Genomic DNA, 20,418 nt, shown 5'->3' on the forward strand with positions numbered 1-20,418 from the left:
ACCAATCATCATCCATGTCTAATGCAACACGAACTTACCTGCTGCACTACGGCACTTCTGTGCTATCCGTTGCTTTAGCATTGGTACTGACATTGCGACTGCAACCATTCCTAGCACCTGCGAATCTTTCTCTTTTTTATTTGGCTGTAGTCATAAGTACCAGATACGGAGGGATAAAAGCCGGGATAGCAGCTACAATTTTATCCACCCTGGCTGTCAGCTATTTCTTCATCACGCCGTTATATAGTTTCAGTATCAGTTCTACTTGCTTAGTACCTCTGGGCATATTTTTATTAGTCACACTGCTAATTAGTTCGCTCGACTCACAACTCAAAACTGCCCAACAACGGGCGTTAAACAATTTGCAAGCACTTCAAGAAAGCGAAGAACGCTACAGAGTATTGGCAGAAAATGTACCGCAATTGGTGTGGAACGCTCGCTCAGATGGATATATAGATTATTTCAATCAACAATGGTACGACTACACTGGACTCACACCTAATTCATCTTTAGGCTGGGAATGGCAACGTGCCATTCACCCGGATGACTTAGCACCGGCACAGAGAGCTTGGAAGACAGGACTCGCTACTGAAAGTAGGATAGAAGGGCAGTATCGTTTGCAAAGCTTCGATGGAAAGTATCGCTGGCACATTACAAGAGCGGTGCCTCAAAGAAATTGTCAAGGTGAAGTTACAAATTGGTTTGGCTCGTTTACTGATATTCAAAATCACAAGCAAATAGAGCAAGAGAGAATTCGTCTTCTTGAAGAAGTGGAGTCTAAGCAAAGGTTACTGGAGGGAGTATTACAGCAAATGCCAGCAGGGTTGTTAGTGGCAGAGGCTCCTTCCGGTCGTTTATTGTTGAAGAATGAGCAAGTGCAGCAAATTTTAGGTTATGACTTGCCTCTAGTCGAGGGTTTTGAGGAATACAATCACTTTCAGCATTACTTACTTCACCCAAATGGACGAGCATATCAGAACGAGGAAAAGCCCTTGGTGCGATCGCTCTCTACAGGAGAAGTCGTAACTAATGAGGAAATAGAGCTAGTATGTGCAGATGGCGCACGTAAAACTATACTGGCTGACTCTTGCCCGCTCCGAAATCATCAAGGGGAGATTGTTGCAGCACTCCTCACTTTCTACGACATTACCAAACGCAAACAGGTACACACAGAAGTACAACAAACGAACCAAACCTTAAAAACTCTAGTCGCAGCATCTCCTTTACCGATAGTTTTGATTCAACCCGACTGTACAGTACAACTATGGAATCCAGCAGCTGAACGTTTATTTGGATGGACTGAAGCAGAAGTCCTCAACCAAATTCTACCTATTGTTCCAGAAGAAAAACAGGAAGAATTCCGCCTAGTACGAGAGCTATTGCTGAATGGAGAAACATTTTTTGGTGTTGAAACTTATCGCTGTAAACGTGATGGTTCCCAAATTATCTTGAGTATCTCTGCTGCTCCAATTTGTAACGAAAATGGCATAGTCAATACGATGATGCTCATCTTCCAAGACATCACCGAGCGCCAGCTAGCCGAAACAGCACTGCGAGAAAGTGAAGAGCGATTTCGTCAGTTAGCAGAAACAATCCAAGATGTGTTTTGGGTGTCAAACCCATTTGCAGGTGAGGTATTTTACGTTAGTCCCGCCTATGAGCAAGTTTGGGGACGTTCCTGTGAGAGCTTATATACTAATCCGGCGATGTGGATGCAAACCGTCCACCCCGAAGACAGAGAGCGCTTACAAGCTACCTTCTTCAGTCAAATTACGGAAGGAAAATACGACGCAGAATACCGGATTATCCGTTCTGATGGTTCAATGCGATGGATTCGCGATCGCGGTTTCCCAATTAAAAACGAGTCTGGAGAAATCTACCGTGTTGTAGGAGTAGCAGAAGACATTACAGATGGGAAATTAGCACAAATTGCTTTAAGAGATGCTCTGCAAAGGTTGAACTTCCATGTCGAAAATACACCTCTAGCAGTGATAGAGTGGAATACAAACCTGCAAATAACCCGTTGGTCTGCCGCAGCTGCAAGGATATTTGGCTGGCAAGCAGAAGAAGTGTTACATAAAAAATATGGGGAGTGGCAATTTGTCTACGAGGAAGATTCACAAAGAATTCTGAATGTCTGGCGTCAAATCCTTGGTGGTAATGAGCCACAAGTTCTTTGCTGTAACCGTAACTACACAAAATCAGGCAACATTGTTTATTGCGAGTGGTATAACTCAACACTAACTGATGAATTAGGTAATGTTGTTTCAGTATTGTCACTAGTACAAGATGTAACTAAAAGACAGCAAGCTGAACAAGAACGCGAAAATCTCCTACGTTTGGAACAAGCAGCACGAGAGTCGGCAGAAACAGCTAACCGCATTAAAGATGAATTTTTAGCAGTGCTTTCCCATGAATTGCGATCGCCTCTCAACCCCATCTTAGGTTGGACAAAACTGCTACGTTCTCGTAAATTCGACCAAGACGCTACTGATCGTGCCTTAGAAACCATCGAACGTAATGCTAAGTTACAAACCCAATTAATTGAAGACTTGCTAGATGTTTCGCGGATTTTACGGGGAAAGCTCAGTCTAAATGTGGTTCCTATCAATTTGGCTGCAACGATAGAAGCAGCTCTAGAAACGGTGCGATTGTCAGCAGAAGCCAAAGACATTCAAATTCAGAAGGTATTTGCTCCAGATGTTGGTTTCGTTGCAGGAGATCCCAATCGTTTGCAGCAAGTAGTTTGGAACCTACTTTCAAATGCAATTAAATTCACTTCTAATGGTGGGCAAGTAGAAGTACGGTTGTCAAACTTGATAGAAAAGGACACGGGGAAAGAGGACAAGGTGACACGGGGAGGTGGAGACACGGGGAATATTTTTGATAATTTCTCCGCGTCACCGCGTCTCCCTATCTCCGCGTCTTCCAAATCCCGGAGCGCTAACTATGCCCAAATTCAGGTGAAAGACACAGGCAAAGGTATCAACCCAGAATTTCTCCCTTATGTATTTGACTACTTCCGGCAGGCAGATAGCGGCACTACCCGTAAATTTGGTGGTTTAGGGTTGGGACTTGCGATCGTGCGTCATATAGTTGAATCTCATGGCGGTACTGTTTGGGCAGAAAGTCCAGGAGAAGGACAAGGAGCAACGTTTATAGTATGTTTGCCACTCCTGAAAGAAAACAGAGGACAACGGGAAGGGGAGACAAGGGGACAAGGAGAAAATCTCTCTCCCCATCTCCCCATCCCCCCATCTCCCCCTCTTTCACTATCGGGTGTACGAATTTTGGCTGTCGATGATGAAGTTGATATGCGCGATTACGTCAGTTTTGTTTTAGAGCAATCAGGAGCTGAAGTAACCGTTGTTGCATCCGCACAAGAAGCAATAACAACCCTAGTTCACACTCAGCCAGATGTGTTAGTAACTGATATTGGTATGCCTAACACTGATGGGTATATGTTATTGCAACAAATTCGGGCATTAAATCAAGAATCAGAAAAGCAAATTCCAGCGATCGCCCTCACAGCCTATGCTGGAGAATACGACCAAAAACGAGCAATAGCAGCAGGATTTCAGATCCACCTACCCAAACCTGTTGAACCGGATACATTACTAGAGGCGATCGCATCGTTAATTGAACGTACATGAGAGGGAACAGGAGACAACAAAGCACCAGGAGCAGAGATGGGGAGAACTACTAACTACTGTACGGGCGGGTTTAAAAGATAAATTCTCGATGTCAGTGAAAAATTATAAATAAAACCCGCCCCCACCAATGACTATTGACTAAACGGAAATTCACCCTTTGAGAGTCAACCATGCAGGGATTTGTATTGTTACCATAATTTCAGACCATTTAGATTTAAATATTAAAGCACTAATACTAAAACCTTGATTCAAGCTGAAACTTTAGAACTACTTGAATGGCATCGTCTGTGCCAGCACCTATCTACGTTTGCAGCCACGAAACTGGGAGCAGTCGTCGCACGCGATTTGAGAATTCCCGATTCTCAGGCTGAGAGTGAATACTTACTAGTGCAAACAAAAGAAGTTTACGAATTAGAAAGTCGTCTCACGACCGGTTTAACATTTGAGGGAATTCAAGATATTGGTGATTTTTTAGAAAGAGCAGAACTGCAAGGAGTTTTAGCAGGTGATGAACTGCTTGCGATCGCTACTACCCTGGCTGGAGCAAGAAACTTACGCCGCATTATCGATAATCAGCCAGATGTACCAATTCTGTCGGAGCTAATAGCTGATTTACGAACTTATCCAGAACTAGAGCAAGAAATTCACCGTTGTATAGATGAGCGCGGGCAAGTAACTGATCGCGCTAGCCAAAAACTGGCTGACGTTCGCACAGAATTACGTAAAATCCGCAATCAAATTACACAAAAATTACAGAATATATTACAGGCAAAAGCTGGAGCTGTTCAAGAACAGATTATTACTCAAAGGGGCGATCGCTATGTGATTCCTGTCAAAGCGCCCCAAAAAGACGCAATTCCCGGTATAGTCCACGATACCTCCACTAGTGGCGCAACATTATATGTAGAACCGAATTCCATCGTGCCACTTGGTAACCAGCTGCGACAGTTGGTAAGAAGAGAACAAGCAGAAGAAGAAGCGATTCGTCGTACCTTAACTGAGCAAGTAGCAGCGGTAAAGCCCGATTTGGAAAGATTGTTAGCCATTGTTACCAGTTTAGATTTGGCAACGGCTAAGGCGCGTTACAGTTTGTGGTTACAAGCCAACCCTCCTCACTTTATTAACCGAGAAGCGAATGAAAGTATCACTTTAAGACAATTGCGCCATCCGCTGTTAGTGTGGCAACAGCAGCACGAACAAGGACAAGCAGTTATTCCCGTAGATTTACTAATTCAGCCACAAATTCGGGTAGTAACAATTACTGGGCCAAATACAGGTGGTAAAACAGTAACTCTCAAAACTTTGGGTTTGGCAGCATTAATGGCAAAGGTGGGTTTATTTGTTCCTGCTCGTGAACCTGTAGAATTACCTTGGTTTGACCAGATATTAGCAGATATTGGCGACGAACAATCATTACAGCAAAATTTGTCCACTTTTTCTGGGCATATTCGCCGTATTAGCCGCATTTTGGATGCATTAGGGACAGGAGACACGGAGAGTGAAGAAAATATCTCCCCCTCTTCCCCTCCCCCCCTCCCCCCCTCCTCTTTAGTGCTCTTTGATGAAGTAGGCGCTGGCACAGATCCTGCCGAAGGTAGTGCTTTAGCGATCGCCCTGCTGCGCTATTTATCAGAACACGCCCAATTGACAATGGCAACTACTCACTTTGGTGAATTAAAAGCACTGAAATACCAAGATGAGCGGTTTGAAAATGCTTCTGTCGAATTTGATGAAGCCACTCTTTCGCCTACTTATCGTTTACTGTGGGGAATTCCCGGACGTTCTAACGCCCTAGCAATTGCTCGTCGCTTGGGTTTAAAACCAGAAGTTGTAGAAGCAGCAAAAAGCAACTTGGGAGGATCTACAGACGAAGTCAACCAGGTAATTGCTGGGTTGGAAGCACAACGCCGTCACCAGGAAACTAAAGCAGCGCAAGCACAAGATTTGTTGCAGCAAGCTGAACGTTTATACAAAGAAGTAACTGATAAAGCCACAGCATTACAAGAAAGAGAACGTGATTTGCGTGCTTCTCAAGAAATTGCAGTACAGCAAGCGATCGCTCAAGCTAAAAATGAAATCGCCAAAGTAATTCGTCGTTTGCAGCAAGGTACGCCAACGGCTCAAGATGCCCAGCAAGCAACAAATGCTTTGAATCAAATAACTGAAAAATTTATACCTCAGCCTCCACCAAAACCCAAACAAGGTTATGTCCCGAAAATGGGCGATCGCATTCGCATTCCTAAATTAGGGCAAACAGCAGAAGTCTTAACTGCACCTGATGAAGATGGTGAATTAACTGTCCGCTTTGGAATTATGAAGATGACAGTTAAGTTGGAAGATGTGGAATCTCTGGATGGTAAAAAAGCTGAACCAGTGATTAAGGAGCAGAAGAGCAAAGGTGAATCCAGAACTGTTGAAACTCCACCACCAGCAACTGCTCCAGCAATTCGCACATCCCAAAATACAGTGGACTTGCGCGGACGTAGGGTACCAGATGCAGAAATGATTCTAGACAAAGCAATTTCAGAAGCAACAGGCCCAATATGGATTATTCATGGACACGGCACTGGTAAACTACGACAAGGTGTTCACGCATTTTTAAAGCAACATCCTAGAGTTAATCGTTATGAAGCGGCTGAACAGTCCGATGGCGGCACTGGCGTGACTGTTGCTTATGTAGACTGAAATTAGCCCTAGTTGACTGTGGAAATATCCTCTGTAGAAATCTGAGTTATGACGTCTTCTCGGCGGAGCCTCCCAGGATGTTTTCCCAGCCTCTAGGCTGGGAACTAGTTAATTATGAAGGTGAGATTAACTAGCCTGCGGAGGCAGACTTTGTACCCTGGCGTCTACGTATAGCCACACCCTTCTATGGTATTGGAATATTAGTTAAAAACAGCTATTACTAGAATTAAGCAAAGATGGAAATGAATAGGCAGACGTAAACATAGCGAATATAATACTGCCGATCGCCAAAAATATTAGCAATAAACAAACACTCAAGAAAAAGACAAAATCTTTACGTACGATTTGAAGATGGCGTTCAATAAATGATGAATAACCACCAACTCCTAGTCAACCAACACTACCAATAATTAGCAACCTAGCAAACAAATTTATTAAGTCTGTAAATATTGAGCGATCGCTACCTCCACATTCACTAATCTTCTTGTTTCCGATTACCAATTTCCCCAATACTAATTCAAGACACAATATAAATTATTGATTCCCAACCCGTATGAACTATAGTATTAAGGGTAAGATGACCAGTTTTTTGCGGTGTATCATCTCCCTGAGTCACAGCAGTGAAGCCAGCAGTGAAGCCATAAGAAAGTTCATGCAAAGTAACTGAAATTATTACAATTAAAACTACCTTGAGAAAATATGTAGGATGAGTTAATAGCGTATTGATAAAAATATATAAAAACTTGTAGAAGATTTTCAGCTATAAACTGTTTCAGAACAAGTTATTTAATCATTGACAAGCACGCACCACAAAAATTTGAGTACTACCCCCATTTTTCCGGACAACCTAATAAAGTAGTAAGAAAAAGTTTATGATAGTAATCTTAAAATATAATTTATACTTTTAAAATTATATTTATACTTAAAAATAGTCGCCTTTGCTACTAGAACTTACTCCGGCTACACATCCCAAAAACCCGTATTTGATTCAAAAAAGAATATGTGATGTTTGAAAAACAATCTTTATTTAGCCATCACACATACAGCTACCTAATTTTTGATTGTAGTTATTAGCACTAAATAATTTACCATTGATTCGTTGTTGCTGCAAAAATACTTACTTTCCTTACCTGGTTGTTGAAAAAGACTTCATTAGGTATTCTTTGGGGTATAAAATTACAATTAGTAACTAATCATGAGCAAATATCTGTCTAAAGGCAGATTTGTTTAATATCAAAAAGTTCTTGTTTTAGTAGAAAATACACGAAATACTGATTGGTGCAGTCAGGAGAATACAAAGTAATAAATAACGCCTTTAGTTTTTCCAAAATCGTTTTTCGTCATAGAGTTAAGACAAAGACCGCTGCTGTTTACCAAACATCAAAGCTATGTAAGCCGCCAAGCAGCTTGATGTAGACTACATTTCTACGTAATAGCTTTAGGAAACCAATCTTCATTTGTGAAAGTCTGGTTTCAAAATGGGTAACAGCAACAGCCCCTACTAGCCCGATCACCTATGCTAAAAGTTATGCACTCTGCCGCTAACTCACCCACTCCAACTCCCCAGTGGGAGGACTTAATTAAACTCCCAGCCCCAAATTCAGTTCAGTGGGATAACATCAAAACCCAATTAGATTTGGTGCTGTTGGCGCTAGAAACTTTGACTGGCATTGGCTCCGAGGCAATGCTTTCAGCGGCAATTGATCTGAATTTAGAGTCAAGAGTGCCAGATCGTGTAGCGCTATGGCGACTGCGCCAATCAAATCCGCTACGCAAAGGTCAAGGAGGGCGAAAAAAGCTCGATGTAGAAGAAGCGCGGGCGCTTGTTCTCATTACTTGCTACCTTGCCCAACAGCACCAAGAGTTGATTCGTCGTGCTGTTGGTTTGTTAGAACAGATGGCGGAAAATAACCGGGAACCTCATCAGGCTGCTTTACTTGGAGATTATATCGATGCTTTCTGCAACACCTACCAAGAGCGGATGGAGGAGGAATCGACAATCTCTACAGATGAACTAACCCACCTAGCTTTAAAACTGCTGATAGATTTACTTTTTTACAGTGGTTCTGGTGGACACCGTCGCCTCTGGCTAGCACTTATAGACCGTTCAACTAAATTTTGAAAATGTCCTGCTTGTATTTCCTGCCATGCCTCTAACAAATTCTGTCATCCGTCGGTACACACCACCTACTTGCACGCTAGAAGTATTGGCGCAAAGCTCACCTTTATCCCGTTGGGTAGGAAAGTCAGTCCTAAAGCAGCTGCGTTTTGAGCTACGCTTTGACGATCCACAATTGCCAGAAGAACAGAGGGTTGTAATTCGGGGCGATCGCGATCAACTGGAAGCTTTGTGTGCAGCGGTAACAAACTACGTGCAGGAATTCCTTCAAATGCCTCCTGAGAAGTTTTGGGCAACTTTCTCAGGCTTCGATGATTCAAGCAAAATCTCTGACAGTCCAGAATTACAAGAACAATTTCAATCTTCTCAAGCAATTCAAACTTTAAACACTTTTAATACTCAAATACCGGGTACACAAATACCAGGAACAGAAATATATATAAAACCCAGTAACCATTTAACTCATAATTTGTTTCTTGGTTCTTTAGGTTACCAGGTATCGACTCCTGTCATTAAACTCAGCCTACTGCAACTATTTGATTTAGCAACTGCCTTAGATGAATACTCGGCTGATGTCTTGGCACTACCGACTCTCTATCAAAGAAAATCATCTTTTCCAATTCCTGCTTGGGCATCTGTAGCAGCAGTGTTGGTATTGGGTGTGGGTTTGTTGCCCTTAGCTTTACAATACACTAGCAACAGGAAAGAACCGCAAACAGCCAAGCAACCTTCAGCAACAGAAGAGAATATTGCCTTAGAACCTTCGCCTTTATTAAATCTGCCCAATCCCACACCTGCGCTGACTCCAGCAGATCAATTACCGCCGCTAGCCTTTGGCTCTGGGCTGCCGATTCCTAGTTCTACTTTACCCCAAAATCCTCAAGCGCTTCCACCAAACCAGTCTGCTGTACCGCCCATATCTTCTACCCTTCCTTCAACTTCATCACCTACTCAAAACACTTTCCCATCAGCCTCCAAATCACCCTCAGGTAGTGTTTTTAACATTCCGCAAACAACGGCACAAAATCTTCCTAACTCTCAGGCAAAGAATACACCACAAACACTGACAAAGCCGGAAGCAGCCATTCAACCCCCCAATTCCCTGAAAACTCAGCAGGGTACTGTGTCTACTTCCACAGGTCAAAGATTGCCTTCAACTTTACCTGCCACTACAAGCAACTTACCCTCTGGGGGTATTCAAGTTCCCCCATCCCCAAATGTTGCCTCTATGCCTAATATTCCTACAGGCAGTGCTAATACCCAAGCGAGTTCACCAACCAACTCTTCAGTTTCAGCTAATGGTAGTTCCAAATTAGTTGAGAGATTAAGAGCAAATCGTAACTCCAGCACAACCGTTGCCACTGGTACGTTATTTGATACAGCGCAGGTGGCAGAAGCGAGAGAATATCTCAGAAAACGTTGGCAACCACCTGGCTCGTTAAAGCAGGCACTAGAGTACAGTTTAATTGTTGGTGTTGACGGCACTATTGAACGTATATTTCCGATCGGAAAAGCTGCCAGAGAATATGTTGATCGCACGGGTATGCCTTTAATTGGTGAACCCTTTGTTTCTCCAAGTAGAAGTGGACAAGCGATGAGAATTCGGGCTGTGCTCAATCCTGATGGTAAAGTGCAGACTTTCCCGGAGACTGAGTAATTAGACTTCTTGCGACAATTAGGATCTAGCTTAATTACAACCGCAGATGGATACCGATAAAATCTGTGTCCATCTGTAGTCGATTGCTCTGAATTTAGGACTTACGCAAAATCTCTCTAAAATCCTCTTGACTCCGTGTTCTCCGCGTTCTCTGCGGTTAATTACTCTATAACTCGTGTACAAGTCCTAAAATTGTCTGATTTCAAAAAACAAAAGGACTGGTTACACCAGCCCTGAATTTTCAAATGATCTTGAAAATTATAATTTAATAACGAGATTTTTTTTGTTTTAATTTGAGTTTTTTACGCCGTCGCTGTGCAGCTGCAACTGCACCTTCTACCGGATACCCAACAACTGGAATTACCTGATATCTACGTTCTTCTTCTAACTTTTTGAGTTCGGTGTAGTCAACCCAGTGGATGCAATCAACTGGACAAGTATCAATTGCTTCTTGAACTAGCTCCTCTGGATCAGCATCTTGGCGCATCACACGCGATCGCCCGTAATCCGGCTCAATGTAAAAAGTATTACGGGCAACAAAAGCGCAGTGTTTGCAACCAATACAGGTGATTTCATCAACATACACACCTTTCTGGCGCAACATACCCCCTAGTTCTGGCTCTAAACCAGAGCGTTCAGGAGCATCTCGCAAAAAACCGCCTAATTCTGGCTCCAAACCGGATCTATTGTCTTCTTGTTCTTCCAGCGACGGCGAAAAATCAGACATTACGCACTCCAGCGCTGCACTACTAAGCGAATTGAACCATCTTGATTTTGCTGTTGTTCAGCAACTTGAAAGCCAGCACGAGTAGATTCTTTTACTACTGTATTGTAAGCATATCGCTGCGTTACCTGACGCAAAAATCCTTCCACTGACAAATCTTGTTGCCAATATTGCAAGTCAGCTACCAATTCGTATTCTTTGCCATTCCATCTAAAGCCTACGTCATAACCATTATCTTGCTCAATAGTAATCTCGGCAGCATGGGTTTGACCGCGATAACCACGTACTTCGCGCGGCCCTTGCTTCCAGTCTATGCCCAAGTCTGTGAGAGCATCTTGCAAAGATTCAAGGTTACGAATTTGGGTTTTAATTTGGCTAAAGTGTGACATGGTGGTTGTGAATTAATGAAACTAAACTATGTTTGTAAACTTACCAATCGCTGAAAGCGTTTTGTGTATTCACCACTCCAGATTGTTGTACCTTTGTGGCGAAAAATTCTGAGGTTGACTGTTGACTGAGCACTTGCCCTAGCTGTGCCTCTATTGCCGCAGTAACTTCTGCACAGGAAGCACCCACAATGCCAGTGACTTTTTCTTGTACCCTACCATCTGGATAAATAATAAATTCTAATGTCTCCATGCTCTTGGCCAACCACAAATAGTATGCTTGGACGGTACTGCTCTAGCAAAAAGCTACAAATCATAGCCAACAGGAACAGCGTTTTCCCTTAGCTACAAATTTGCCATTTGTTAACTAATGTTCCATCTCTCAAAATATATATCTCAAAAAATTTACAAAACTTATTGATTTAATTAGTCAATACATTTGTTATATGTAAGTTTCTCTTAACCTAATCTAGAAGTCAAGCTCAAAATTTAACAAAATCCTCAATGACAAAAGACTGCGAAACAAGCAGCTACGGTACTAAAAGAATTAGCTAGAATGAGAAATTAAAAATTTTATTGAAAATATTTATCATTACTATTCGATTAATCCAATAAAATTAGCCACAAGTCTGAACTAGATCAGAAATTTTCAACAACATCACCGAACTTACCAGAATCTAAGCTCCCATAGAGGAACAGATCAGTCAAAGAGAACTCAGGTTGAGAAGGTAGTACAGTGCAAAATGCAAAAACATATCTGGAAAGGAAATAACCCAGGATAATAGAATCTTGTCAAGGTAAGACTTAGCTTGAGCTAGTCTGCTCTGTATCTTTCTGAAGTCACAAATTTTAAGATTAATTATTTAGCGAGATGGCACTATTGTGGCTTCGTTTACAATACTCCCTCAATTGAGGTAGACAAAGCAGGGGTTTCTCTAGAGCTAGGTTAAGCTTTTATTCAACTGAGCTAATTGACCATGAATGCAGAGCAAGTAATGGATTTCACCAATTTTCCAACAGCGAAGCGTATCGGAGTACTAGGCTTTGGCGGGTTAGGGCAAGCTGCTGCCAAAGTACTTGATCCTAAAACAGAAATGATTTTAGTCGCAGTAGCAGACCAAAAAGGTTATGCTTACTCTCCAGAGGGATTAAATACCAAAGAGTGTATAGCCACTTACCATTGTCAAGGTTCGGTCGGCTACTTAGATGTATTTGGTACTTTAACTAACTATAGTATTCAGGATTTAATTGAAAGTGGTCATCCTGTAGATGGCTACTTTTTGGCATTACCAAACCTACCGAATGACTTTATTCCCTCTGTTGCTCAACAGTTTATTAAATCCGGTTGGCGCGGGGTGCTAGTTGATGCTATTAAGCGCACCAGCGCAGTAGAACAGCTACTAGAAATGAAAGAAGAACTGCAAGCCGCAGGGATTACATATCTAACGGGCTGCGGAGCAACCCCAGGATTGTTAACAGCAGCAGCAGCCTTGGCAGCGCAAAGCTACAGCGAAATTCATCAAGTGGAAATAACCTTTGGAGTAGGGATTGCTAACTGGGAGGCTTACCGCGCCACCATCCGCGAAGATATTGCCCACATGCCTGGTTACAGCACAGAAACTGCCAGGGTAATGACTGATCCAGAAGTAGAGGCACTTTTGGATCAAACTAATGGCGTGTTGACATTAGAAAATATGGAACACGCCGATGATGTGATGTTGGAATTAGCCGGAATTTGTTCGCGCGATCGCGTTACAGTTGGCGGTGTTGTCGATACTCGCAATCCCAAAAAGCCTCTCAGTACTAACGTGAAGATTACAGGTCGTACCTTTGAGGGTAAAATTTCCACTCATACCTTCACACTAGGTGATGAAACTAGTATGGCAGCAAACGTGTGCGGCCCAGCCTTTGGCTATCTCAAAGCAGGTATAGGATTACATCAGCGCGGCATTCATGGAATATTCACTGCTGCTGAAATTATGCCTCAGTTTGTAAAGTAAGGGACTAGAGACTAGGGACTAGGGACTAGTATACAACTACTCTTTAGTTCCTATTCTTGCTTTCAGAGACTTTTGCAGTCCCCGTAGTAACTATCTCATCTGTCTTTACTAAAGTTTTATGTAATTGTTCCTTTTCTACGTATGCTCGTCTTTGAGCTAGTACAAGCTGAGTTTCCAATTCTGCTAGTGAACCCAATGCAATTGATAAGTAATGCAAAAATTCCCTACTTGATTCCCTTGCGTGTCCTTTCGCTATGATAGATGGTATAAAAACTGCCGCTCTCTACATTTGGCTAGAAAGTTGGTATAACTCGTGTTTTGGAAAACTCTCCGTAATACAATAAATTTGTTCAGCTAAATCGATACTAAACTGCCAAGCCTTTAAGTCTTGATAGCTTTTAATACTCATTGAAACCTCTTATTTCCAATTCCTAGCCCCTAGTCCCTAGCCCCTAGCCCCTCTTCTTTACTTCTCTCTTCATCAAACATCGATTCTGGGACTTGAATTACAAATGATAAATCGGCTCCTACCAAACCTCTTTGAATGCGTTCTGGCGTCTCTGGAAAAACCACAAACAAAGGATATACAGTACTAGTTCCCTCACTCAAAATATGCTTGTAGCGGAAGGGCATCAGCCATTCATAACTTTTATCTAGCCAAACTTGTGTTTGTCGCCACCGCGCCAATAAATCAGAAAAATCTTCGTGAGGACGATGAATAAAAATAATAATTTCAGATCCGGTTTTGATTTTCCACTCTGGATCGCAAGTCAAAATTGCTAAATCGCAAGGTAAGCAAATTGCCTCTGCTGAGTTTTTTATGTCTTGGCGCAGACGAACTATTGGCAGTGGAATAGTGATAATGCTTTCATCCGGACGACGCAGACTGGGAATCATCTCCAGGTATGGGCGGTGCAGCTTTAAAAGAGCGATCGCGCTGAGATTATTACTATACTCTGCTAAACAAGCTTCATAATGACATTTTTGCACAGGCATTATTTTAAAAAGGATGAAGTGTAAAGAGTGAAGGATGAAACATGAAAAATTTCAGCCTTCATCTGTTCTTAGCCCAGTTTCTCGAAGACTTTAAACATAGGCAGATACATTGCCAACAAAATCGTACCAACCATCCCTCCCAAAACCACAATCATCAGTGGTTCCAAAACACTAGTTAAGGCTTTGACTGCTTGTTCTACTTCATCTTCATAGAAATCGGCAATTTTCATTAACATCCCATCTATTTCTCCAGTTTCTTCCCCAATACTGATCATCTGAATAGCCATAGGGGGAAAAACCTTATCTTTTTGTAATGCCAAACTGATCATCCCTCCTTGTTGAATATCTGAACGGGCTGCTTCTATTGCGTTAGCAACCATCTGGTTTCCAGAGGTATCCCGCACAATTTCTAAGGAAGTGAGAATTGGAACACCTGAACGAGTTAAGGCACCAAAAGTGCGGCTAAAGCGAGCAACCGATGATTTTTGGATTAAATCTCCAAATAAAGGCATTTTCAGGGAAAGACGGTCAATAGTTTCCTTACCTACGCGAGTTTTATAGTACTGTTTGTAAGCAATTCCTGCTGCGATGAAAATACCAATGATTACTAAAACCCGCCAACTTCGCAAAACTTCACTACAAGTCATCAAGAATTGTGTTAAGGCTGGTAATTCAGTACCTAACTCTTTGAAAATATTGGCAAATATGGGAATCAAAAAAACTGTCATCCCAATAAAGATAGCTGTGGCTAAAAAACCCACCACCACTGGATAAGCCAGCGCTGATTTAATTTGGTTTTGTAATCGGGCAATATCCTCTAATAACTTGGATAAGCGATTTAGAACTTCATCCAAAACACCTCCAACTTCGCCAGCCTGAACCATGCTGACATACAAATTATCAAAACAATCAGGATGCTTGCGCATTGCCTCTGAAAGGTTTACCCCATTTTGGACTTCGCTGCTAATATCCAAAAGGGCTTGTTTCAGCTTAGGATTGCTACACTGTTCAGACAGTACCCCTAAACTTCTAACTATCGCCACTCCTGCATTTACCAAAGCTGCAAATTGACGAGAAAAAACGGCTTTATCTTTAACGGAAACCTTCGTTAATGACATCTGAATTTTTTTCAGATCGAAGCTTCCAAATCCTTTAGACGTTTTCAAATCTTGGATAATAAAACCCTGTTGCCTAAGATTAGTACGTGCTTGCGCTAATGTTTCTGCAACAATTGTTTCAGTTTTTGATTTTCCTTGTGAATCCCGAACACGAGCAACAAATGTGGGCATGAATTTAACTCTATCTATGAGATGAAATTTATAATTATTAGTTGTTTATTCTCAAATTTGTATTGTTAGTTGTTTGGAAATTAATAGTAAAAACCAAACAACAAGTCGCCAGTAACACTAGCTTTAGTGTGCTTTGACAGCAGCAACACCAGCTTTTCCAGCAGCAGATGGTGGGGCAGAACCAATTAAGCGTTGCACTTCATCTGGCTTAGAAGTTTTAGCCATAGCAGATTCAAATGAGATAGTTCCCTGTTTGTACAAGTCGGCTAGAACTTTTTCTAAAGTTTGCATTCCCAATTTCCCGCCTGTTTGGATTGCGGAATAAATTTGGGCTGTTTTCCCTTCACGAATTAAGTTTGAAATAGCAGGAGTAACTATCATAATTTCCTGTGCCATTACCCTGCCAAACTCACCTGGTTTAGGATTTTTCTTAGAGACTAAAGTTTGACTAAATACGGCTACTAGTGAATTAGACAACTGCACTCGAATCTGAGTTTGTCTATCCGCAGGGAAAACGTCAATGATCCTGTCAACTGTTTGTGCAGCTGAACTAGTATGTAAAGTTCCAAATACTAAGTGTCCAGTTTCAGCAGCAGAAATTGCCAGAGAAATAGTTTCTAAATCTCGCATTTCCCCAATCAGGATAATATCTGGATCTTCTCTTAAAGCCGCTCTTAAAGCATTAGCAAAACTTTTAGTATCTTCATTCAACTGTCGTTGGTGTACGAGGCTTTTGATTGGTTCGTAAACAAACTCAATTGGGTCTTCTATTGTTAAAATATGTTCTGCTCGTGTGCGGTTAATCAGATCGATAATTGCTGCTAGGGTAGTTGTCTTTCCAGAACCTGTAGGCCCGGTAACCAAGATTAATCCTCTAGGCTTGTCTGCCATTTCCCGCACTACATCTGGCAAACCTAATTTATCAAAGTTGGGAATTTTAGAACTTAATGCCCGCAAGCAAGCTGCATAGGTACCGCGCTCTTTATAAACATTGACGCGAAAACGTGCCAATCCCTTAACACCATAGGAGCAATCTAACTCCCAATTCTGCTCTAGTGTCTTCCTTTGGGAGTTATTTAACATACTAAAAATCAACCTTTGGCATTGATCCCCAGACAAAGGTTCTTCCCCAATGGGAGTGAGTTTGCCACTAATACGGAAATAAGGAGGCAAACCAGCGGATAAATGCATATCCGAACCTCCCATTTCAATCATCTGCTCCATTAAATCTTCAATCATCATTTCCATAGTTTTGGCTCCGATGTTATTGGTTGTTTGGCTAATAGCTAATGGTTAATCCTGAAATCGAGGTGTCATACAGTAAGGACAATCCATCCATTCTGGCTGCAATCCAGCATTACAAGTCCGACAGGTAAGGCTTGTCTTGCGCTTGGCTTTCAATTCAGCTTCCAAACCTGTATCAGTGAAAGTTACCCGTTCTACTTCTTCTAAGGTGGTTGTACCTTGGCGCACTAAATCTAAACTGTATGCCAGTAAGGTTTTCATCCCTTCTTCTACTGCTACTTCTTTGATGCGTTCTGTTGGTGCTTCTTGATTAATGAGGGTTTGCAGGTTTTCAGTAATTCGCATCACCTCGTAGACACCACTACGTCCTTTGTAGCCAACACCGTTACAAGTAGAGCAAAGATGCCCTTTGGCTTTCGCTTCTTGAAGTTGCTCTCCGGTTAGGGTATTAGCTTTGTAGAAAGTTACTCCTACTTCTTGAGAGGCTGATAAACCATAGCGAGCCAGTTCCTCTACTGTGGGAGTATAAGCAATGCGACAATCAGGACATACACGCCGCATCAAGCGTTGTGCTAAAACACCGATCAGCGAACTGGAAACCATGAAAGGTTCAATGCCCATTTCTCCCAAACGGGCGATCGCACCAGGAGCATCATTGGTGTGTAAGGTAGTTAATACTAAGTGACCTGTTAATGCTGCCTCAATCGCTGTTTTTGCTGTTTCTTTATCCCGCGTCTCACCCACCAGCAGCACATCTGGATCTTGCCGCAAGAAAGCTCGCAATGCAGTGGCAAAATCCAATCCTTTTTCCCGAATTACCTGCACTTGAGTAATCCCTGGCAAGCTGTATTCGATGGGATCTTCAACGGTGCTGATATTAATTCCAGGGCTATTTTTTTCTGCCAGTGCTGAATATAAAGAAGTTGTTTTACCAGATCCAGTCGGCCCTGTGACTAAAATTAGACCAAAGGGACGGCTGACCATTTCCTTGACAATTTGCAAAGTCTCTGGATCGGTGATTAACTTATCTAAACCAAGTTGCGTTGCGGAGTTATCTAAAATTCGTAGACAAACTTTTTCGCCGTAGCGACTAGGTAAAGTATTGACACGAAAGTCAACTTTACGTCCTTCAAACATACGGCGGATACGTCCATCTTGCGGTAGGCGTCGTTCAGCAATATCCAAGTTGGAAATAATCTTAAATCGAGCTGTTACAGCCGGAATGATTTTTTTGGGCAGAGGATCGAATGCCTCGCGCAACACTCCATCCTTGCGAAAGCGAATGCGTAAATTTTCTTCCTGTGGTTCGATGTGAATATCAGAAACCTTTTCATGCAGTGCTTTTGCCAGGATTCTATTTACCAAGTTGATCACCGGAGCGTCTTCGGCACCTTTCATTGCCGCTCCCAAATCAGCATCAGCTTCTTCGGGAGCATCATTGATGTCTAGATTTTCTAGATTTTCTAAATCCTGATTGATGTCTGTATATTTTTCTTGTTCCAAGTGCTTTTGCCGAACAGCCAAATCATCCAAGTATTGGTTGATGAGCTGCTGGTAATCTTCTTGAGCAATTACCATCCGCTGTAAGACTAGACCTTGAGGGCGCAAGATACGATTGAGATCATCCGATGCCTCTAGGTTATCTGGATCGACCATTGCCACCAAAACGGAAGGTGGATTTTGGTCTTCATTTTTTGCCAGTGGTACTAAGCGATGACGACGACAAATATCTACTGGAATTAAGCCATCAATTAGACTGGCAACAGTTGTGTTACCTACAGGACTGACTTCCGGATCTAGAGATTCAACGCCATAAAGTATTTTCAGTTCAAATAATTGCTGCTTTTTGTACTGCCTAAGTAACTCTGGTGATAGTTGTCGCCCTGATATCGATTCCAGTATCTCTGTCAAAGGTCTACCAGATTTGCGACTTTCCATCAGTGCTTGTTTCATCTGCTCGTTATTGACAAAGCCAGATGAAACAAGTTTATTGCCAAAAGGCGAAAACTCTGTTCTGGTAGTGAGAGCGGTACTGCGCCGTTGTGGTGACGAGTAAGTCATAAATTAGCTATTGCGGAAACCCTTAGATTAGAGTATTCCCAAGCTGAGAGCGATAATTTACATTTGTACTTAATAAAATTGAGTCAAAAATTTTTGATTTGCTAACAGTATTTATTTGCAGAGCTGATTTTCAAAACAATAATTTACGTGTTTTTACTAGAATTGAAAGATTAAATTTTTAGAGTTAATCAGACTCAGATAGTCAGAAATATTACTTATAATGCAGAAGATGAAATTTTGGAGTTTAAGAGCTTTGATTTTTAGTCTTTTTTGAGGAATTCTTGAGCATCGAAATGTCAATTTAAGTCAGCAACTGATGAAATCTTAGAAATTAAATTTTGGCGATCGCACTGGAAGGTAGTTTGAAGAGCGCGGCTGGCTCCCCAATCTCCCAATCCCTAGTTACTAGTCCCCATTCCTCCTTACTGCCTGCACGCTTACGCTCACCATTTGTCACAATAGAGGACGGTGACATCACTTCCAGTCAAAAAGACGCTAATTGTTGCCATTGAGCAAGGGAATCAAGCGGCAGAAAGTCTGACCGTTTTCTGCACCATGTATTTAATGGCTACAATCTAGCGTAAAAATTGCTGTATCAAGCATCTGGGATGAGTACATAATGATGGACGAAGATAAATATTTAAACAATACGAGCCAGCAATTTGGTGAAGCAACAGAGGTTAAGCAAGCAATGAATAGTGACTCCCCAGCTCCATCCAACGTCAACGAACCTGGCAACGAGGTAACAGAGACAGCAGCTAACGTATCCGAAGATACAGTTATGCCAACTCCTGACAATGGGGTTACTGCCACTGAGGCAACTACAGTTGACACAGCGGCTTTAGCGCAAATGAGCCAACAAATAGAGTCTCTCAAAGCCCAGCTAGAAGAGCGTAGCAACCAATATATGCGAATTGCGGCAGATTTTGAGAATTACCGCAAACGCATGGTTAAAGAAAAAGAAGACTTAGAAGCACAGGTGAAACGGAACACAATTACTGAGTTACTACCAGTAGTTGATAATTTTGAACGGGCGCGATCGCAAATCAAACCTCAAAACGATGGCGAGATGGGAATTCATAAAAGTTATCAGGGTGTCTACAAACTACTAGTAGATTGCCTGAAACGCTTAGGTGTGTCACCGATGCGTCCTGAAGGCCAACCATTCGATCCCAACCTACACGAAGCAGTAATGCGGGAACCTACGGATGAACATCCTGAAGGAACAGTGTTAGAAGAGTTAATACGCGGATATTACTTGGGCGATCGCGTGCTGCGCCATTCGATGGTGAAAGTGGCTGCACCAAAGGAAGATATGCCATCTTCAGAGGAAAATCAGTCTCCTCCAGCAAATAGTTAAATAGTCGTCCTTTGTCATTTGTCATTTGTAACAAATAGTAACTATTAATCAATGACTAATGACCACTGACTAACTAGGCGAGCATCGCATCTCAAAACCGACAAAAGGTAGTCCGCACCACAGCACACCCAAAGTTTTGCAGATCTCTTTGTGAGGTCTGCTACTGGTTAACGGAAAGACAGTTCCAGCAACTAAATGCATCGAATGGAACTGTCCTCCGTACAACTAGTAAAACTTTGAGAT

The 20,418-nt window shown here is 42.1% G+C and carries 14 protein-coding genes and 1 pseudogene; 6 read left to right on the forward strand and 9 right to left on the reverse strand.

Annotation, left to right across the window (positions count from 1 at the left end; translation table 11 throughout):
* Positions 1 to 14 precede the first annotated feature (14 nt).
* The 4 genes from U2718_RS33255 (at position 15) to U2718_RS33270 (ending at position 10,114) form a co-directional block, all read left to right on the forward strand.
* Positions 15 to 3,653, forward strand: a complete 3,639-nt coding sequence (locus U2718_RS33255) for a PAS domain S-box protein (RefSeq protein WP_341994168.1) — start codon at positions 15 to 17, stop codon at positions 3,651 to 3,653.
* Positions 3,654 to 3,896: 243 nt separating this feature from the next.
* The gene (locus U2718_RS33260; RefSeq protein ID WP_341994167.1) at positions 3,897 to 6,338 is read left to right on the forward strand and encodes an endonuclease MutS2; all 2,442 of its coding nucleotides are present in this window, start codon (positions 3,897 to 3,899) and stop codon (positions 6,336 to 6,338) included.
* Between the two features lie 1,516 nt (positions 6,339 to 7,854).
* Positions 7,855 to 8,460: a DUF3038 domain-containing protein gene (locus tag U2718_RS33265; RefSeq protein WP_016879727.1), complete on the forward strand. Its 606-nt coding sequence runs from the start codon at positions 7,855 to 7,857 to the stop codon at positions 8,458 to 8,460.
* 25 nt (positions 8,461 to 8,485) lie between these two features.
* Positions 8,486 to 10,114, forward strand: coding sequence for a DUF4335 domain-containing protein (locus tag U2718_RS33270; RefSeq protein ID WP_341994166.1), 1,629 nt, complete (start codon positions 8,486 to 8,488; stop codon positions 10,112 to 10,114).
* A gap of 265 nt (positions 10,115 to 10,379) precedes the next feature.
* Here the strand turns inward: U2718_RS33270 and U2718_RS33275 are convergent, their stop codons facing one another.
* From U2718_RS33275 to U2718_RS33285, 3 genes are read right to left on the reverse strand one after another with little or no spacing between them, the layout of a single operon-like run.
* Positions 10,380 to 10,841 (reverse strand): ferredoxin, encoded by a 462-nt coding sequence (locus tag U2718_RS33275; protein ID WP_341994165.1) that lies wholly within the window; start codon positions 10,839 to 10,841, stop codon positions 10,380 to 10,382.
* Positions 10,841 to 11,227, reverse strand: coding sequence for a DUF1257 domain-containing protein (locus U2718_RS33280; protein WP_341994164.1), 387 nt, complete (start codon positions 11,225 to 11,227; stop codon positions 10,841 to 10,843). The genes U2718_RS33275 and U2718_RS33280 overlap by 1 nt, the downstream gene beginning before the upstream one ends.
* Positions 11,228 to 11,267: 40 nt before the next feature.
* Complete coding sequence (locus U2718_RS33285; RefSeq protein ID WP_341994163.1) at positions 11,268 to 11,477, reverse strand: DUF2997 domain-containing protein; 210 nt, start codon at positions 11,475 to 11,477, stop codon at positions 11,268 to 11,270.
* Positions 11,478 to 12,201: 724 nt separating this feature from the next.
* Here U2718_RS33285 and bioU point away from each other — a divergent pair.
* Positions 12,202 to 13,224 carry a (S)-8-amino-7-oxononanoate synthase BioU gene (bioU, locus tag U2718_RS33290; protein WP_341994162.1) on the forward strand — a complete coding sequence of 341 codons (1,023 nt, stop codon included), beginning with the start codon at positions 12,202 to 12,204 and terminating at the stop codon, positions 13,222 to 13,224.
* Between the two features lie 43 nt (positions 13,225 to 13,267).
* Here bioU and U2718_RS33295 read toward each other — a convergent pair.
* The 6 genes and pseudogenes from U2718_RS33295 to U2718_RS33320 form a co-directional block, all read right to left on the reverse strand.
* Positions 13,268 to 13,633: pseudogene (locus U2718_RS33295) on the reverse strand (four helix bundle protein).
* Between the two features lie 29 nt (positions 13,634 to 13,662).
* Positions 13,663 to 14,220 (reverse strand): hypothetical protein, encoded by a 558-nt coding sequence (locus tag U2718_RS33300; protein ID WP_341994161.1) that lies wholly within the window; start codon positions 14,218 to 14,220, stop codon positions 13,663 to 13,665.
* A 68-nt stretch (positions 14,221 to 14,288) separates the two neighbouring features.
* Positions 14,289 to 15,509 (reverse strand): type II secretion system F family protein, encoded by a 1,221-nt coding sequence (locus tag U2718_RS33305; protein ID WP_341994160.1) that lies wholly within the window; start codon positions 15,507 to 15,509, stop codon positions 14,289 to 14,291.
* Positions 15,510 to 15,632: 123 nt separating this feature from the next.
* Positions 15,633 to 16,757: a type IV pilus twitching motility protein PilT gene (locus U2718_RS33310; protein ID WP_341994159.1), complete on the reverse strand. Its 1,125-nt coding sequence runs from the start codon at positions 16,755 to 16,757 to the stop codon at positions 15,633 to 15,635.
* 45 nt (positions 16,758 to 16,802) lie between these two features.
* Positions 16,803 to 18,815, reverse strand: a complete 2,013-nt coding sequence (locus tag U2718_RS33315) for a GspE/PulE family protein (RefSeq protein WP_341994158.1) — start codon at positions 18,813 to 18,815, stop codon at positions 16,803 to 16,805.
* Positions 18,816 to 19,146: 331 nt separating this feature from the next.
* The gene (locus tag U2718_RS33320) at positions 19,147 to 19,290 is read right to left on the reverse strand and encodes a hypothetical protein (RefSeq protein WP_341994157.1); all 144 of its coding nucleotides are present in this window, start codon (positions 19,288 to 19,290) and stop codon (positions 19,147 to 19,149) included.
* A 147-nt stretch (positions 19,291 to 19,437) separates the two neighbouring features.
* Here U2718_RS33320 and grpE point away from each other — a divergent pair, with 147 nt between their 5' ends.
* Entirely contained in the window at positions 19,438 to 20,175 is a 738-nt protein-coding gene (gene grpE, locus U2718_RS33325; RefSeq protein ID WP_341994592.1) for a nucleotide exchange factor GrpE, read from the forward strand.
* The last annotated feature ends 243 nt before the right edge of the window (positions 20,176 to 20,418 follow it).

It is taken from the genome of Chlorogloeopsis sp. ULAP02 (assembly GCF_038404745.2).
GTDB lineage: Bacteria > Cyanobacteriota > Cyanobacteriia > Cyanobacteriales > Nostocaceae > Chlorogloeopsis.

Excerpts from the sequence above, each read along its gene's own strand:
- U2718_RS33255 (WP_341994168.1), top strand. The coding sequence starts at position 15 with ATGTCTAATGCAACACGAACTTACCTGCTGCACTACGGCACTTCTGTG.
- U2718_RS33265 (WP_016879727.1), top strand. The coding sequence starts at position 7,855 with ATGCTAAAAGTTATGCACTCTGCCGCTAACTCACCCACTCCAACTCCC.
- U2718_RS33270 (WP_341994166.1), top strand. The coding sequence starts at position 8,486 with ATGCCTCTAACAAATTCTGTCATCCGTCGGTACACACCACCTACTTGC.
- U2718_RS33275 (WP_341994165.1), bottom strand. The coding sequence starts at position 10,841 with ATGTCTGATTTTTCGCCGTCGCTGGAAGAACAAGAAGACAATAGATCC.
- U2718_RS33280 (WP_341994164.1), bottom strand. The coding sequence starts at position 11,227 with ATGTCACACTTTAGCCAAATTAAAACCCAAATTCGTAACCTTGAATCT.
- U2718_RS33285 (WP_341994163.1), bottom strand. The coding sequence starts at position 11,477 with ATGGAGACATTAGAATTTATTATTTATCCAGATGGTAGGGTACAAGAA.
- bioU (WP_341994162.1), top strand. The coding sequence starts at position 12,202 with ATGAATGCAGAGCAAGTAATGGATTTCACCAATTTTCCAACAGCGAAG.
- U2718_RS33300 (WP_341994161.1), bottom strand. The coding sequence starts at position 14,220 with ATGCCTGTGCAAAAATGTCATTATGAAGCTTGTTTAGCAGAGTATAGT.
- U2718_RS33305 (WP_341994160.1), bottom strand. The coding sequence starts at position 15,509 with ATGCCCACATTTGTTGCTCGTGTTCGGGATTCACAAGGAAAATCAAAA.
- U2718_RS33310 (WP_341994159.1), bottom strand. The coding sequence starts at position 16,757 with ATGGAAATGATGATTGAAGATTTAATGGAGCAGATGATTGAAATGGGA.
- U2718_RS33315 (WP_341994158.1), bottom strand. The coding sequence starts at position 18,815 with ATGACTTACTCGTCACCACAACGGCGCAGTACCGCTCTCACTACCAGA.
- U2718_RS33320 (WP_341994157.1), bottom strand. The coding sequence starts at position 19,290 with ATGTCACCGTCCTCTATTGTGACAAATGGTGAGCGTAAGCGTGCAGGC.
- grpE (WP_341994592.1), top strand. The coding sequence starts at position 19,438 with ATGGACGAAGATAAATATTTAAACAATACGAGCCAGCAATTTGGTGAA.